Below are 14,637 nucleotides of genomic sequence, written 5' to 3'. Positions count from 1 at the left end.
GCGTCGCGCCGGGCGGCTGCCCGCGTCGGCGTCAGAAAGGCACCTGGTCCCCGTCCAGATCGTCGCCGGCGGCCAGATCGCGGCCAGACGGCTCGTTGCGCGCGGCTTCGTCCTGGCGGCGATCCATCAGCTTCAGGTCGCCACCGAACTTGGGCAGCACGATCTCCGCGACCGTCCGCTCGATATGGTCGCGACCGGCATATTTGCGATAGCGCAACTGGCCCTCGACATAGACGGCGCTGCCCTTGCGCAGGAACGACATGGCTGTCTTGCCCTGTGTCTCGTTGAAGATGACGACGCTATGCCATTCGGTCGCCGACTTGCGCTCGCCGCCCGCCCCCTTCCAATGTTCGGTGGTGGCGACGCGCAGCGACACGATGACCCCGCCGCCCTGGGTCTCCCGCCGGACCGGGTCATCACCCAGGAAGCCGAGCAGCGATGTCTTGTTGATGCAGGCGGTCACCACTCTCTCTCCTTGCCGTCGTTCCATAGCGCCACGGCGCTGGCATCATCGCGAGCCGTCTCGACCACGGACTCGCCAGCGCGGCCGCAGCCGGGGCATTGCACCCATGTCTCATGCTGGTTGTGGGCTGCCTGACGGCTGCGCGTTCCGGGAACGCGCCCGCAGCGACAGCGATGTGCGGACACGCTCATGCCGTCGCTCCTATGGCGTCGATCAGGTCGCTCTGGCATTCATCGGTCACCGGGCTGGCATAGTCTGGATAGTCGCCGGGCCGTTCGAGCTTATGCCGGCAGGGCGCTATCCAGCGCAGGCGGGTGTCCCGCCAATGCAATCCGCCACCTAGCCAGACGAACCAACAATAGCTCGTTGCCGTCGAAACTTTCGTTCCGGGCTTTTCGGCGAACGGATCGAGTTGCCCGACACGAACCAAGCGGCCTTCCAGCATCGCCACGCGCTCGACGAACTGCAGGACGTAATCCGGCGGCGTTCTATCGAACAACGTCGCATGGCGGTCCTGACCTTCGAGAAAAGCGCCACGCAGCAACATGGCGATGCCACCGGTCGCAATCTCCAACGCCGTTTTTATGAAGGCGTCGGCCAACTTGAATGGCGGATTGGTAATGATCCAGTCTGTCCGGACGTCACCGCCGCCGAAGAACAGGAAGTCGGTCAATTCATGATCGCCATAGCGATGGACATCGCTTGCCCGCACTTCGCGGAAATATTCGGCCAAAGGTCGGGCCATATGCAGCTCGCCGCAAGCCGGTTCCCACACGCGCATATCGTCTAGCGGCAACGATGGCGCGCCCCGGCTCAGAAATTCGCATAGCGCGCGGGTCGCAAAAGGCGGAGTTGGAAAATAGTCGAGGCTGTCGGGCGCGACCCGGCGGCGCTGCATGACGGCGGAACTGCGATTCTGGCCGGTCACGCCGCCAACTCCCCCAGCTGATTTGGCATAGTCGGACGGCCGCACCGCAGCGTAGGGCTGAATACCGTGAAGCCCGAGGCACGGACGATCGCCAGCGTGTCCGCGAATTCATGAACGCGGGCGACATCGGAAAATGACCAGTCGCCCAAAGATCGCAGCAGATCAACCAGCTGAACGACGTCGCCAATTTCATGGTCGACGGCCATGAGATTAAATCCGGTCGGCAAATGATGCACAATCCACACGGCTTTGCCGGTCGAATAATCGATGGCCCAATCGAGGCCGAAAGGATGACTCACCCAGCCCGGCAGCGGTGTTTTTCCGTCGGGCGCGGAGACCATGATCACGCCAGGTTGCCAGCCGTCTGTCACTGCATCACCTTCACGGCGTCGGCGGCATCGCCATGCTGAAGGGCTTCAACGACAACAGCCCAAAGAGCATCTGCGGATAGCTGGAACCGATCGAAGCTCTGGTCGAAGTCATGCCCATTTTCGATCAGCGACGACGCATGAATGACGCCCTCGTTGAGCTTCTCCATGATCGTGACGACGACGCCGCTGTTGGGCGTTTCGTGATATTCCAGCGCCTGCATGACATAGCTGTCTCCAGCGCCATAATGTTCGGGCTGCCCACGCCACACATGAACACGATCCGCGACGCATGAGAGGCGGCCGCCTTTCTCGCTGCGCGGACCATCATGCGAAATGCGATCATGGGATCCATCTGACCTCGTGACGACGATGCAGCGTTGGTTGACCTGCTCGCCTATGAGGACAGTCGATCGGAAGCTGAACCGATGATTGTGGATCGCGGAGCGCGCATAGCAGGACCGTCGTGGCAGGTCCGGATGCCAGACATGGAGGCGACGACCAGCAGGCAGCTTCACTTGAATGAAGCCTAGGCCATGGAGGCTGATTTGCTCGGATGTTGAGGTGAAGTCCGTCACGCCGCCATCCTCTCCAGCACGGCCTGTACCGGGTTGCGGCTGTAGATCCCCAGCGCCCGTGCAATTGCGCAGGCATTGCGCGGCGCGCCCTCGGCGAGCATCGCACGCACCTGCGGTGCGATTTCGCGCACCACGGCATCGTGCGAGGAAAAGCGCCTATCCTGTGGCTTGCTCTTGCGCATTGGCGTGACGAAACCGCCAATAGGCAGGGCCGTGCGGCGTGCCTGATACAGGAAATTTTCTTCACCCGGCCCATGCTGCCGTCGCGTCCGCGTCAGGCTGACATGCCCGCTCTGCGACAGGTCGAACAGCCGCCGGGTGACGACATTGGGGATCAGATAGGTGGCGCGCGCATAGACCAACGAATCGCCGTCTTTTGCTTCACCAAGCCATCGCTTCAACATAGATTCCGCGATGATCATGCGGCCACCTGCCGGGGCGCACGCTGCCCCTGTAAATGTTCCAGCCCCGCTTCGATCGCAGCGCGCATCGCGTTCGCCGTGCTTTCGTCCAGGCACAGCGACAGGCCGCATCCGGTCAGGACGAAGCCCTGCGGGAACCGGCTGTCGGCGATCGGTTGAAACAGCCGACCGGGTGGCAGTGCGCCGCCCAGAGCGCCCAGCGCAGGCAGGTCGGTGGATGGCGCCGGAGCCGAACCCCTTGGGGTCAATCGGGCAGGCTCCGACGCCGCGTCCGCATCGGGGTACAGGGGGGAAGCCCCCGACGCGGACGATGGCGAAATTTCGGGTTCGGCAGCGGTCGGCAGGCCGAACATCTGCGGCAACACCGCGCCTTCGGTCATTTCGGCCAGGTCGATGGCGAAATCTTCCTCGGGCAACAGGTCGCCCGCCAACACACGTTCGATTGTCGTGCCGCAATTAAGCGGGTGGCTGCTGGGCTTAGGTGTAGCGATGAAGGCGCGATGTTCGATCAGCCAATGAGCCAAAGCCTTCACGCCTGCGCTGTTGGGCCGACCATCGACAAAGCCCAGATGCTTGATCTGGCAGGCGCGGATCAGCTGGTCGGACTTATACATGCCCGGCGTCAGCGTCCGGTCGAAATCGTCCAGCGCAAAGGGGCGAAATCCGGTCAGGTCGATCATACGGCGTCTCCCGTCATCTTGTTGAGTTTCAGCCGCAGCCGCGCAGATGCGCGATCGAGGCCATCCAGTTCGGTCAGCACATGGTCGCGCTCGCGATCGGTCAGGATCTGGCCGCCATCGCCGGAGGCGCACACGCCTTCCGACACGGCGCGCGACACATCGCCCAGCTCGGCCGCCAATTCCGCGACGGTCAGCATCATGCCGTCCGGCGTATCCTCGCCCTGCGGCAACGGCACGAATACGCCGCCGCGCCGGCGACACAGCCAGCTGGTGACATGCGGCCATCCCGCCGTGCCGTGGGTCCGGTCTTCCAGCGTGTCGACCAGATCGATCGACGCGAACCTGGCGACGTTGGGCAGGCCGCAATCGCTGATTTCCTGCTGACGGATGCCGGTTTCGGCCTCGACGGCCTGCTGCCCGCCATAAGCCTTGGCCAGTGCCTTGAAGGCAGCCTTGCCTGACTGCTGGTCGGGGGTGAGGGATGCCGAGCGGGTCATTGCACACCGCCTTGTGGGGCACGGTCACGGTTGTTCAGTCCTGTTGTTGCGACCGTGCCCCCTTCGGCTATCGTGGCAGGTGCGAATCGACCACGAAAGAACCGAACAGATGACAGAAATTGAAGAATTGCAGGCTGTCGTGAAGGCACAGGCAAGGCTGCTTGCCGAAATACTTGCAAACTTTCGGGTGGACGAAGATCCGTTCGTGCTGAGCCAGGACGAAGGTTTTGAGCTACTGGATCACGCGTTTGGCGAGCTGCCAGCGGACGTTCGCCGCAAATATTGTCAGCCGCTTGATCGGTATTTTCCGACGCACTCCACGGAAGACGCATAGCGCTATTGCCCAGCCGCTCTATCATCATGCGCCTGCGTGCCAGCAGGCTGGGCAATCGCACAGGGGAGCCTTCAAGTACGGCTTTCGCAATGCCGAGCATGGGGTTCGCAGGATCGAGGCGCTTAAGCTCGGCACGGACTAAGTCGAACGTCGCTTCGGCATTGGATTGGTTATCGGAAACCATCACGCCGCCTCGCTTTGCTGCGGTGCGGTAAGTTTGTCGGCGTTACCGGACGACTTGCTATTTCCCGGTGATGTAGACCCCGTGTCATGTTCAACAGCGGGATACAGATCTGGGCGCAAATAATGGCGAGAACCGAGGCCGGCACTCTCTGCGGCAAGAACAAACTCCCCCGGCAGGGGACGCTCCTTCTTGAGCCAGTAGGAGACCAACTGCTGAGACGTTCCAACAGCTTTAGCGAAACGGCTTTGATTGCCCGCATTTTCAACTGCGAGACGAAGCCGACTGTGAAGAGGTTCCTGAGCCATGACCACGGCAGCTACAGAACTTTTGTAGATGATGCAACAAGAGTTTTGTAACAAACAAACTACAAACAATTTTGTAGAGAGTGGCGGTATGACCGCTTCTCAATTACCCGTCGACGCAGAAACCGCCAGCGCTTGGATGCAAGCCGAGCGCAAGAAGCGCGGGTGGTCTACCACCAAACTGGCCGAGATCGCGCGCCAGATCGCTCGACGTGAAGGTAGTTCGATTGGACTCACCCAGCAGTCCGTTTCGGACTTTGAACAGGGGGAGCGGAAGCGCCTGCCACAATGGCTGACCTATGTAAAAATGGCTTTCGAAGAAGGGGATGGTTCGGCCCAACAGGAAGTCGCGCGCCGCGATGATCTGGCTTACGTGCGCCAAATCGATATCCGCTATGCGATGGGCGATGGTAGTGCATTAGACGAGTATCCAGACGCTACTCTTGTGCCATTTAACCTCGGTTTTCTGCGGATGATGTCGAGGGGACCGCTGGAAAGTCTATTCTTGGTGACGGGACACGGCGACAGCATGGAGCCGACACTCCTGAAAAATGATCTTATCTTGATCGATACGACTGATAGGCAGATGGAGACCGGAGATCAGATATGGGCGCTGGAATATGCTGGGAGCGGCTACATCAAGCGGCTGCGTCGCGTGAAGCGCAATGGCTCAGTGAAGATATTGATCTTATCTGACAATGATCGGGTTCCCCCGGAAGAAGCGGAACCAGATGATGTCCACTTAGTAGGCAAGGTGGTCTGGATCGGAAGGCAGATGTAATGCCGAGATCGCTCAGCATGAAGGTCGTTGGCGTGCATCATCCCAACAAAGGCGGGGGTAATCGCCGATTCGAGACCATGCTATGCGTGCCAGGTGAAGTGATCGAGCTTCGTCCTGAACCTAAAAACAAACATGATTCGCATGCTGTTGCGGTCTACAGCGCGCGTGAGGTTCAGATCGGCTACCTGACAGCCGAACGAGCTCCTTGGATTGGTGGTATTATCCGATCGGGACGAGAAGTCTTCGCAATCTTTCAGCACGATGCCCCTTACGGTGCTGTGATCCGCGTTGGTATCGACGGCGAACGTCCCGATATTTCCAATTTACCACCCCCTCCGTCACGGGAACCAGAGCCGGATTTCTGGCCTGATGAGATGCCGCCAGACGACGTATAACACGATCTACAAAACTCTTGTTGATTTATCTACAAAACATTTGTAGAAGCCATCCCGTCACCAACGGGAGGCATCCATGTACGTCCATCAATTTTCACTGCCCTGCATCTCCTTCGCCAGCGCCGACGCGCGGACGACGGCCCGCATCGCACTGTTCACTGCCGCTCTGCTCCGGCGGGTCGATGAAATCGCGCTCCATGAGTTGGGCGAACATCTGATCGCTGCCGCCGACAAGGGCCGTGTGCCCCGCTTCAGCGACAACAGCCACCTCGTCCGCATCATGAACCGTCTTGGCTGGCGCAAGCATGGCTATGCCGGCGATGGCGCGACGCGCAGCCCTGTCTATCGCCGCGTCGCCGCCGACGCGCTGGCGGCCTGATCCATGCCCGCGCCCGGCCCGCAGGGATGCGGCATCCACCCCGCCATTCTTTGGACCATTGGCGTGATCGGCGCTGCTCTCTGGCTGTGCGCCTTACCCGCGCTCCGCTGGCTCTGCCTCACGTTTGATGCGCTACGCGACCGGATTTTATGATGCTTTCCACCCCTGCCAACCAAAGGAGTACGACCATGACACTCGCCACATCGGCCGAGGAAGCTTTCGCGCGCTATGAGACCGCGTTTAATGAAGACCGCCTGATCCAGAGCGAATGGCATCAGGAACAGGATGGCCGCCAGCTCGCCTGCGCGCTCGGTGTCCTGGGCGATACCGTCAATGGGCCGAAGGACTGCCCAGCGCAGATCATGCCGCGCTGGCTCGCGAAGATGGTGCCTTGGTTTTTCGATCGCTTGGAGTTCAACGAGGCCAAACAATGGGGGCTGGACTTCTATGCCCAACTCAAGCGCCTGAACGGGCAGGTGCCGTTTGAGGTGGTGTACCGCTGGCATGCCGAACATGTCACGGTGCTGGCGATCGTGGTCAGCGAAAAGCGCGGGCGTGACGTCGAGGCCCACCGCAAGCTGCAAGCTCTGCATCAGCGCGCCGCCACCGGCGACCGCGCGCCCGTCGAGGAATGGCGTTCCATCTTAAGAGACGCCTACGCCTACGCCTACGCCGACGCCTACGCCGACGCCTACGCCGACGCCTACGCCGACGCCTACGCCTACGCCGACGCCTACGCCTACGCCGACGCCTACGCCGACGCCTACGCCGACGCCTACGCCTACGCCTACGCCGACGCCTACGCCTACGCCGACGCCTACGCTGTTCGTCAGGAGCGCATGAAGCGACTGGCGTTCGGGATGGTCGAATGCCTCAAGGCCGTTGCTACTCCGGAAGCGGCCTGATGCACGCCGCGCAGCGCATGTTGGATCGAGGGCTAACGCCCTCGATCATGGTGACAGACGAATATTTCCCTCGCAGGGTCCAGCGTTCCCGCAAGCGGGGCGTCCCATTGCCTGCCGATACGAAATATGTCGGTCGCCCTACCGAGTTCGCAAACCCGTTCGATGGGCGCGGCTTCGGACATGCGCGCGCGGTGCGCCTCTATGGGCGCTGGATCGACGGCAATCTGGGCGATCTGTCGCTGGAAATGCTGGGCTTCCACCCTGCCGAAATCGATGCGCTACGTCGCTTGCTCGCCCGTCTCCACCGCCGCCTGCCGGAACTGTCTGGCCTTAATCTTCAGTGCTGGTGTCCGATCACCAGCCGATGGTGCCACGCGGACATCCTGCTCCGCCGCGCCAATCCCGTTTTTTCACCGGAGGAAATCGCATGAAGAACAAGCTCTCCGATCTTAATGACCATCTGTTCGCCCAGATGGAGCGGCTAGGCGACGAGGCGCTAAGCGATGACGAGATCGACAAGGAAGCTAAACGTGCCGATGCCATCGTGTCGGTGGCCGAACAGATCATCAAGAATGCCGACCTTCAGTTAAAGGCCGCGACGCTGCTGGCTGGTCACGGCTATCATTTTGCTCCGCACCTGTCGAACATCGCGCCCTCTGCCGAACGGAAGGCATTGGCGCAGGGCGACGGAAAATGAGGCGCGGACCCATCCCTTACAGTGCAGAGGAGATGGGCTGGCTAGAGGCAAACTATCGCCTTGTGATCAGCGACTACCATTGCGCGTTTGTTATAGCTTTTGGCCGATCAGACGTCACTGCCATCCACCTCAACCAGCTTCGTAAGCGAAAAGGATGGAAGGTCGGGCGCGACGGTAGCCGATATATCGGCCGTGTTCGCGCCTTCAGCAAGATCGAAATGGACTGGCTGCGTGGCAACCACACCATGCCGATCGCTGACTATCATTGGGCCTTTCAGGAACAATTCGCGCGGCCCGAGGTCACCGCGCAGAAGCTCCATGCGTTGCGCAAGCGGCAGGGTTGGAAAACTGGTCGCACTGGGCATTTCACTAAAGGCGCTCCGCCGTTGAACAAAGGCCGGAAATGTGAGCCAGGCAAAGGCGGACGCCATCCTGGCGCACAACGCACACAATTCAAAAAGGGCAATGAGCCTCATAATACCAAATGCATTGGCCATGAGCGCGTTTCCAAAGATGGCTACATCGAGATCAACGTCGAAGAGCGCAACCCGCACACTGGATATGCGCACCGCTACGTCCATAAGCATCGATGGCTATGGGAGCAGGCGAACGGTCCCGTGCCGCAGGGCCATGTGTTGAAATGCCTCGACAGTAACAAGCTCAATACGGACCCCAGCAATTGGGAGCCTGTTCACCGCGGCGTTCTGGCTAGGCTTAATGGCGGACGGTTCCGTCAGACCTTGCCATATGATGACGCATCACCTGATCTCAAGCCGCTGGTCATGACGGTTGCGAAGCTCAAGCATAGCGTTCGTGAAACTCAGCAAAAGCGGCAGCGGTCATGAATGGCCTGTCCACCTATGCACCGTTGGCGGCTGAGGCAGTCGCAGCCATCGAGCGGCGAGAGGCGCAATATCCCGCGCTGATCGCGTTAGGTAAGATTTCCAGTGAGCAAGCGGAACAGGAAATCAGGGTTTGGAGCGCTATCGCTGCTGACTGGCATTGGGTTGTTACTATGCAGCGGCCAGATGCGCCAGCCGCGACCCTGCAGGAAAAGATCGCGGCAGTGCAGGATAGCGTAAGCCGAGCCGACACCGCACTTGTGCGCGCGTTCCATCGGTCGGATAGTTCGGTGAGACAAGCATTTGCCGTCGATATGTCTTTTCTGGAAATGGAGCATCGGTTCGGCGATGCCGCCATGCCGTTCATTGACGCATGGCACCGCTATCACCGCTTTGCGGACCTGCTCAAATGGTATCGCCGCGAACTGCCCGATAGCAGTCGCAAGCCCATAGCCTGGTTCGTGGACCTCCATACACAGGCGATGAAAAATCCTCCGCACAAAGCCGCGAGGTTGGCCGCATGAATGCGCACTCAGCACGGCGGCGCGAGAAGGCCGTCTATCCCGGCAAGGTGGCGATACGCCATGCCCAGGAAGCCGCCGAGGCGATGGGTATCAAGCCCGCTGGCCTTGAGATATGCCCGGACGGAACGATCCGGATTTTCGATCGCGCGTCGATTCCCACCGCCGCGCCAAAGGATGAGTTTGAAGAATGGCTGCAAAGCGGACGACTGGGGTAGACGGCGTACACATCGTCACCGCGCGCAAGCCGGGGAAGCCCGTGCGCCACTACATCTACGCATGGCGCGGCGGCCCGCGCATCCGCACAGTCGAAGGCGGCGAGAAACCCTCCATCACACAGGACGACGTCAAGGCGATTGCCGCCGCGTTGGAAGCGGCGAAACCCGTGCCCAAGGATACAATCTCTGGTTTGGCTAATGCCTACCGGCGCAGCCCGGAGTGGCAGGCGCTGGAGCCGTCGACGCGCGACACATCGGGCAGGGCGCTCGACAAGATCGAGGCGAAGTGGGCGCAGGTGCCGCTGCGCCTGTGGTGTGATCCCCGCATGGTGACGCAGGTCGTCAAATGGCGCGACGACATGGCCCACACGCCGCGCGCAGCAGACATCGCCGTAGGCCAGCTCACCCGCCTGCTCGAATTCGGCCGCCTGCGCGGGCAGGTGACGGTCAACATCGCATCCGGCATTCCGACGCTCTACCGCAACGCGCAGCGCGCCGAGATCATCTGGACCGAAGGCGACTTCGCGATCTGGAACAGCCATGACAAGGTCAACCAGGCGCTACGCGATGTCGCCGCGCTGGCGGCTCACACCGGATTGAGACGCGCGGATCTGATCGGCCTGACATGGTCGGAAATCGGCGACGTCGCCATCACCCGCATTGCGCGCAAGAAGAGCAGGGGCAAGCGCCGCCGCGTCGTCATGCCGATCCTGCCCACACTCCAGCTGCTGCTAGCCGATCTTCGGACGCGCAAACGGAAAGACGGCGTCGATACAGTCTTGGTCACCAGCCATGGGACGGCTTGGTCGGGCAACGGCCTGTCCGGTTCGTTCGGCAAGGCGATTCGCGAGACGGATCTGCATCATATCGACGGCGACGGGGAGAAGCGGTGGAAGCACTTGCACGACATTCGCGGCACCTTTGCCACGAAGCTGATGACCGCGCCGGGCCTCAATCTTACCGACAAGGAAATCGCTAATCTGATGGGCTGGACGCCCGAACAGGTGTCAGAAATCCGCACGCACTATGTTGACGACACGGCCATTGTCGTGGCACTGGGCGAACGTCTTGCACAGGCCGCTGTAAAACGCACTGTAAAACGCTAGAGGCAAATGGCTGTAAGTCATTGAAATGCGGGTATAGCTCAATGGTAGAGCACTAGCCTTCCAAGCTTGTGATGCGGGTTCGATCCCCGCTACCCGCTCCAGCGTTACCTCATATCAGTATCGGACGATTAGCCTCAATCCGGGGCGGCACCGCTGCTGCCGCGTTCGACCAGCGTGAATAGAAATTCCGGCGCTTCGATCGGGCCATTGGCCAGCGCGTCGATGACCGATCGGCCCATATCTTCGAGTGGTTGCCGCACCGTCGTGAGCGGTGGCCAGGATGTCAGGCTGGCGGGAGTATCGTCGAAGCCGACTACGGACAGATCCTCCGGCACTCTTATGCCTTTGCGATGGGCCAGCGTCAGGACGCCCAGCGCCATGTCGTCATTGGTGGCGAAGATGGCGCTGGGTGGCTGAGGCAGGGACAGCAAGGTTTCGGCCACGGCGATGCCGGATTCGAAATCGAACTTGCCGCTGATGAACAGACTGGGGTCGATCGGCTGGCCAGCGGCGGCCAGTCCGTCGCGGAATCCCTCCACCCGGCGCAGCGCCGCGCGATGGGAGGGGGGTGGCGTGATGACGGCGATGCGGCGATGGCCAAGGTGCAGCAGATGATCGGCGACCATGCGTCCCGCCGCGCGCTCAGGCGTGTGGATGGTGAAGCCAGCCGCGACCACCGATCCGGCGATCCGCGCGCAGGGCAGGCCGATCTCCGCGATGCGTGCCAGCAAGGATTCGTCGTCGGCCAGCGGCGGCACCAGCAATATGCCGTCGGGGCGCAGGGCAGCGACCAGCCTGTCCAGCACTTCGAACCGTTCCTCCGCACCGGCAGAGATCGGTTCGACCACCAGATGATAGCCCAGATCCCGGCAGCGTTCCGCCGCGCCTGACTGAATACCGCTGGTATAGCCCTGAGCCGGATTATTATAGAGATAGGCGATCATGAAGGACCGGCCGCCTGCCAGACGTCGGGCCGACTGGTTGGGGCGATAATTTAACTGGTCGATGGCGCTTTGCACCCGCGTGCGCAGTTCGGGACTGACGTTCGTCGCATTGTTGACGACGCGCGACACGGTCTTGATCGAAACCTTGGCGAGGGCGGCAACGTCGTTGATGCTGGTCATGAAATGCGGGAATGCTCTTGAAATGGAGATGGTCAGCAGACCATGCGGGGGGAGGCGCGCTGTTGGCAAGTCACTATGGCATAAGTCGCGGTGCGGCGTGCGGTTTTGGACAGAAAGGCGAGCGGATATGAGCGAGATCGTGAGCCTGAATAAGGCGCGCAAGGCGAAGGCGCGGTTGGACAAGGCGCGGCTGGCCGATGCCAACCGGGCGAAATTCGGACGGACCAAGGCGCAGAGGCTGGCGGACGAGCAGGACGTGGAGAAGCGGAGCGCTCTGTTGACCGGGGCATTCCGCGAACGTCGGCAGGATGAAGGGGCGGTCGATCAAGACGGGGAATAGTCAAAAACTCACTGCCTAAGATGAATGGTCGTTCATATGGCTCTATTGATCGTAGCGTGGAAACATTTCATCCCGCTTTTGCGAAATGGATGCGATCAATATTCCGGTTGGCAGGTTGGTCCTTTGCTATGACTGGAAACATCCTAACAATCCGCCCCGCCAGGGCCGCGATCGCCGCTGTTCTGGCTCTGAGTGCAACACCTTTGCTTGCGCAGACTGTCGCGCCGCCTGTTGAGGCGCCGACGGCCGCTCCGGCAGCGCCTGCTGCGCCAATGGTGCCTGAAACGGCACCCGCTGCGCCTGCTGCGACGGCAGCGCCCGCAACGACGGCGCCGACTTTTGCGGCCAGCCAGCCGGTGGTGCAGCAGACGCAGTCAGTCGAGGAGCGCCTGGCCGCAGCGGTCGCCGCTTCGGAAGCGGAAGCCGCCGCCAGGCCTGTTGCACAACCGCGCCGTGTCGCTGCGGTTCAGGCTCCGGTAGCCCAGACGCGCACCGTGCCCCCGGCTGCACCTTCGCAACCGGCACCTGTGGCTGCGACCCCGGCTCCCGTGACTGCTCCCGAACCTGCGCCCGAATCTGCGCCTGTCGCTGCGGCCGTATCGGAGCCGTCCGTCGCGCCTGTGGTGGATAATGGTCCGCCTGCCGACAATGCGCTGTTGTGGGCGCTGGGTGGGGGCGCACTGTTGCTCGCCGGGATTGGCGGAGCGGCGATGATGCGCCGTCGTCGTCCGATCGAGGATGAGGATGCTCTGGCGGTCACGCCCGCCCCGGCCCGCGCCGTTCCGCCGGTTGAACCGATTGTGGCCAAGCCTGTGATGGCACCTGCCCCGGCAGCGCCAATCGCCGCTCGCACGCACGCTGCGCCGGTCCCGGCCAGTGACTATGATCGCACGATCGCAGCCATGGTCGCTGAAAAGCCGAGCGAGGAGAATCCGTTCCTCACCCATGCCAAGCGTTTGCGTCGGGCAAGGGTCTTGCTGGCCGAACGAACCGTGCAGGATGCGCCCGCTACGGCTCAGTCGGCATCGGTGGAGGCGGCTGCACCGCAGCAGATCGACCGCAGCCAGACGGTCTACCGCTTCGGCAACGATCGCGCGCCATCGGGCTTCCTGAAGCCGCGCACCCGCTAATCGCGGTGTCTTGATGGCTCTGAAGGGGGCGAGGGCCAATGCTCTCGCCCCCTTTTTCATGTGCCGCTCGGTTGCGCTTTGGCCGCTCGCCTGTTACCGGCGCGCCGGTCATTCCGCGCCGTTTTTCACAAAAAGAGTCGTCAGCCTCATGCCCGCATCCACGCCCGACAAGATCAACCGTATCGTCCTTGCCTTTTCGGGCGGTCTCGACACCAGCGTGATCCTGAAATGGTTGCAGCAAACCTATCAGTGCGAAGTCGTGACCTTCACCGCCGATCTGGGGCAGGGCGAGGAACTGGAACCCGCGCGCGCCAAGGCGCGGCTGATGGGCGTCAAGGAAGAGCATATCTTCATCGACGACCTGCGCGAGGAGTTTGTGAAGGACTATGTCTTTCCGATGATGCGGTCCAACGCCCTGTATGAAGGGCTGTATCTGCTCGGCACGTCGATCGCCCGCCCGCTGATCGCCAAGCGCCAGATCGAGATCGCCAAGATGGTTGGCGCGGACGCCGTGTCCCATGGCGCGACCGGCAAGGGCAATGATCAGGTGCGGTTCGAACTGGGCTATTATGCCCTGTCGCCCGAAATCAAGGTCATCGCCCCCTGGCGCGAATGGGATTTGACCAGCCGTACCAAGCTGATCGAATTTGCCGAACAGAATCAAATCCCGATCGCCAAGGACAAGCGCGGCGAAAGCCCCTTTTCGACCGACGCGAACATGCTGCACACTTCGTCCGAGGGCAAGGTGCTGGAAGATCCGTGGGACGAAGTGCCAGACTATGTCTATTCGCGCACCGTCAACCCGGAAGATGCGCCCGACGCGCCCGAATATATCACCATTGATTTCGAACGGGGCGATGGCGTGGCCATCAATGGGGTGGGCATGTCGCCTGCAACCCTGCTCGAAACGCTGAATGACTATGGCCGCAAACATGGCATTGGTCGCCTCGATCTGGTCGAAAACCGGTTTGTGGGGATGAAGTCGCGCGGCATGTATGAAACGCCCGGCGGCACCATCTATCATCTGGCCCATCGCGGTATCGAACAGGTAACGCTGGATCGGGGTGCGGCGCATCTGAAGGATGAACTGGCCCCGCGCTATGCCGAACTCATCTATAACGGCTTCTGGTTCTCGCCAGAGCGCGAGATGTTGCAGGCGGCGATCGATTACAGTCAGGACAAGGTGACCGGCACCGTCCGCCTGAAACTCTATAAGGGCGGCGTGTATATCGTCGGTCGCAAGTCGCCCTATTCGCTCTACAGCGAGAAGGTCGTGACGTTCGAGGATGATGCGGGTGCTTATGACCAGCGTGATGCGGCGGGCTTTATCAAGCTGAATGCGCTGCGGCTTCGCCTGTTGGGACGGCGCGACGGCTGATCGCACTTCCGCCGCATTCTCCAAGGATCCGCGGCGAGTGCTTAGCCAATCGTTAACCAGTCATG

Annotated in this window: 24 protein-coding genes and 1 tRNA gene; 15 read left to right on the top strand and 10 right to left on the bottom strand. The window is 61.4% G+C overall.

Going from position 1 to position 14,637, the window contains the following annotated elements; translation table 11 throughout:
• Window positions 1-31 precede the first annotated feature (31 nt).
• Genes WA070_RS07105 through WA070_RS07070 form a run of 8 tightly spaced genes read right to left on the bottom strand, consistent with a single transcriptional unit; the run spans window position 32 to window position 3,936 of the window.
• Complete coding sequence (locus WA070_RS07105; protein ID WP_422633397.1) at window positions 32-463, bottom strand: single-stranded DNA-binding protein; 432 nt, start codon at window positions 461-463, stop codon at window positions 32-34.
• Complete coding sequence (locus WA070_RS07100; RefSeq protein ID WP_422633396.1) at window positions 460-654, bottom strand: hypothetical protein; 195 nt, start codon at window positions 652-654, stop codon at window positions 460-462. The genes WA070_RS07105 and WA070_RS07100 overlap by 4 nt, the downstream gene beginning before the upstream one ends.
• Window positions 651-1,391 carry a hypothetical protein gene (locus WA070_RS07095; protein ID WP_422633395.1) on the bottom strand — a complete coding sequence of 247 codons (741 nt, stop codon included), beginning with the start codon at window positions 1,389-1,391 and terminating at the stop codon, window positions 651-653. Before WA070_RS07095 ends, WA070_RS07100 begins: the two co-directional genes overlap by 4 nt.
• The gene (locus tag WA070_RS07090) at window positions 1,388-1,762 is read right to left on the bottom strand and encodes a hypothetical protein (protein WP_422633394.1); all 375 of its coding nucleotides are present in this window, start codon (window positions 1,760-1,762) and stop codon (window positions 1,388-1,390) included. The genes WA070_RS07095 and WA070_RS07090 overlap by 4 nt, the downstream gene beginning before the upstream one ends.
• On the bottom strand, window positions 1,759-2,337 hold the full coding sequence (locus WA070_RS07085; RefSeq protein ID WP_422633393.1) for a hypothetical protein: 579 nt from the start codon (window positions 2,335-2,337) through the stop codon (window positions 1,759-1,761). The genes WA070_RS07090 and WA070_RS07085 overlap by 4 nt, the downstream gene beginning before the upstream one ends.
• Entirely contained in the window at window positions 2,334-2,759 is a 426-nt protein-coding gene (locus tag WA070_RS07080; protein WP_422633392.1) for a hypothetical protein, read from the bottom strand. Before WA070_RS07080 ends, WA070_RS07085 begins: the two co-directional genes overlap by 4 nt.
• Window positions 2,756-3,439 (bottom strand): hypothetical protein, encoded by a 684-nt coding sequence (locus tag WA070_RS07075; protein WP_422633391.1) that lies wholly within the window; start codon window positions 3,437-3,439, stop codon window positions 2,756-2,758. Before WA070_RS07075 ends, WA070_RS07080 begins: the two co-directional genes overlap by 4 nt.
• Window positions 3,436-3,936: a hypothetical protein gene (locus WA070_RS07070; RefSeq protein ID WP_422633390.1), complete on the bottom strand. Its 501-nt coding sequence runs from the start codon at window positions 3,934-3,936 to the stop codon at window positions 3,436-3,438. The genes WA070_RS07075 and WA070_RS07070 overlap by 4 nt, the downstream gene beginning before the upstream one ends.
• Before the next feature lie 109 nt (window positions 3,937-4,045).
• Between WA070_RS07070 and WA070_RS07065 the strand changes: the two genes are divergently transcribed.
• Window positions 4,046-4,270 (top strand): hypothetical protein, encoded by a 225-nt coding sequence (locus tag WA070_RS07065; RefSeq protein WP_422633389.1) that lies wholly within the window; start codon window positions 4,046-4,048, stop codon window positions 4,268-4,270.
• Window positions 4,271-4,453: 183 nt separating this feature from the next.
• On the opposite strand, the gene WA070_RS07060 is transcribed toward WA070_RS07065, so the two are convergent.
• Window positions 4,454-4,759, bottom strand: coding sequence for a transcriptional regulator (locus tag WA070_RS07060; RefSeq protein ID WP_422633388.1), 306 nt, complete (start codon window positions 4,757-4,759; stop codon window positions 4,454-4,456).
• A gap of 28 nt (window positions 4,760-4,787) precedes the next feature.
• On the opposite strand from WA070_RS07060, the gene WA070_RS07055 reads away from it, so the two are divergent.
• The 11 genes from WA070_RS07055 (at window position 4,788) to WA070_RS07005 (ending at window position 10,701) form a co-directional block, all read left to right on the top strand.
• Window positions 4,788-5,537 (top strand): LexA family transcriptional regulator, encoded by a 750-nt coding sequence (locus WA070_RS07055; protein ID WP_422633387.1) that lies wholly within the window; start codon window positions 4,788-4,790, stop codon window positions 5,535-5,537.
• Between the two features lie 17 nt (window positions 5,538-5,554).
• Window positions 5,555-5,932: an HIRAN domain-containing protein gene (locus WA070_RS07050; RefSeq protein WP_422633386.1), complete on the top strand. Its 378-nt coding sequence runs from the start codon at window positions 5,555-5,557 to the stop codon at window positions 5,930-5,932.
• A gap of 76 nt (window positions 5,933-6,008) precedes the next feature.
• Window positions 6,009-6,311, top strand: coding sequence for a hypothetical protein (locus WA070_RS07045; protein WP_422633385.1), 303 nt, complete (start codon window positions 6,009-6,011; stop codon window positions 6,309-6,311).
• A 188-nt stretch (window positions 6,312-6,499) separates the two neighbouring features.
• Window positions 6,500-7,216, top strand: coding sequence for a hypothetical protein (locus tag WA070_RS07040; protein WP_422633384.1), 717 nt, complete (start codon window positions 6,500-6,502; stop codon window positions 7,214-7,216).
• 47 nt (window positions 7,217-7,263) lie between these two features.
• A complete protein-coding gene (locus WA070_RS07035; protein WP_422633383.1) occupies window positions 7,264-7,647 on the top strand; it encodes a DUF4326 domain-containing protein in 384 nt (127 codons plus the stop codon).
• Window positions 7,644-7,913 carry a hypothetical protein gene (locus WA070_RS07030; protein ID WP_422633382.1) on the top strand — a complete coding sequence of 90 codons (270 nt, stop codon included), beginning with the start codon at window positions 7,644-7,646 and terminating at the stop codon, window positions 7,911-7,913. The genes WA070_RS07035 and WA070_RS07030 overlap by 4 nt, the downstream gene beginning before the upstream one ends.
• On the top strand, window positions 7,910-8,758 hold the full coding sequence (locus WA070_RS07025) for an HNH endonuclease (RefSeq protein WP_422633381.1): 849 nt from the start codon (window positions 7,910-7,912) through the stop codon (window positions 8,756-8,758). Before WA070_RS07030 ends, WA070_RS07025 begins: the two co-directional genes overlap by 4 nt.
• The gene (locus tag WA070_RS07020) at window positions 8,755-9,279 is read left to right on the top strand and encodes a hypothetical protein (protein ID WP_422633380.1); all 525 of its coding nucleotides are present in this window, start codon (window positions 8,755-8,757) and stop codon (window positions 9,277-9,279) included. The genes WA070_RS07025 and WA070_RS07020 overlap by 4 nt, the downstream gene beginning before the upstream one ends.
• Window positions 9,276-9,494 (top strand): hypothetical protein, encoded by a 219-nt coding sequence (locus WA070_RS07015; RefSeq protein WP_422633379.1) that lies wholly within the window; start codon window positions 9,276-9,278, stop codon window positions 9,492-9,494. Before WA070_RS07020 ends, WA070_RS07015 begins: the two co-directional genes overlap by 4 nt.
• A complete protein-coding gene (locus tag WA070_RS07010; protein ID WP_422633378.1) occupies window positions 9,467-10,600 on the top strand; it encodes a tyrosine-type recombinase/integrase in 1,134 nt (377 codons plus the stop codon). Before WA070_RS07015 ends, WA070_RS07010 begins: the two co-directional genes overlap by 28 nt.
• A gap of 27 nt (window positions 10,601-10,627) precedes the next feature.
• Window positions 10,628-10,701 (top strand) — tRNA-Gly (locus WA070_RS07005).
• Between the two features lie 33 nt (window positions 10,702-10,734).
• Here the strand turns inward: WA070_RS07005 and WA070_RS07000 are convergent.
• Window positions 10,735-11,724, bottom strand: coding sequence for a LacI family DNA-binding transcriptional regulator (locus WA070_RS07000; protein WP_422633377.1), 990 nt, complete (start codon window positions 11,722-11,724; stop codon window positions 10,735-10,737).
• A gap of 127 nt (window positions 11,725-11,851) precedes the next feature.
• Between WA070_RS07000 and WA070_RS06995 the strand changes: the two genes are divergently transcribed.
• The 3 genes from WA070_RS06995 (at window position 11,852) to WA070_RS06985 (ending at window position 14,572) form a co-directional block, all read left to right on the top strand.
• On the top strand, window positions 11,852-12,064 hold the full coding sequence (locus WA070_RS06995; protein ID WP_422633376.1) for a DUF4169 family protein: 213 nt from the start codon (window positions 11,852-11,854) through the stop codon (window positions 12,062-12,064).
• A 128-nt stretch (window positions 12,065-12,192) separates the two neighbouring features.
• Complete coding sequence (locus tag WA070_RS06990) at window positions 12,193-13,194, top strand: hypothetical protein (RefSeq protein ID WP_422633375.1); 1,002 nt, start codon at window positions 12,193-12,195, stop codon at window positions 13,192-13,194.
• Between the two features lie 148 nt (window positions 13,195-13,342).
• Window positions 13,343-14,572, top strand: coding sequence for an argininosuccinate synthase (locus WA070_RS06985; protein WP_422633374.1), 1,230 nt, complete (start codon window positions 13,343-13,345; stop codon window positions 14,570-14,572).
• Window positions 14,573-14,637 lie beyond the last annotated feature (65 nt).

Source organism: Sphingobium sp. (assembly GCF_049304695.1).
Lineage (GTDB): Bacteria > Pseudomonadota > Alphaproteobacteria > Sphingomonadales > Sphingomonadaceae > Sphingobium.
The sequence above is the reverse complement of the archived record's forward strand: the minus strand, read 5'-3'. Positions and strand labels throughout refer to the sequence as shown.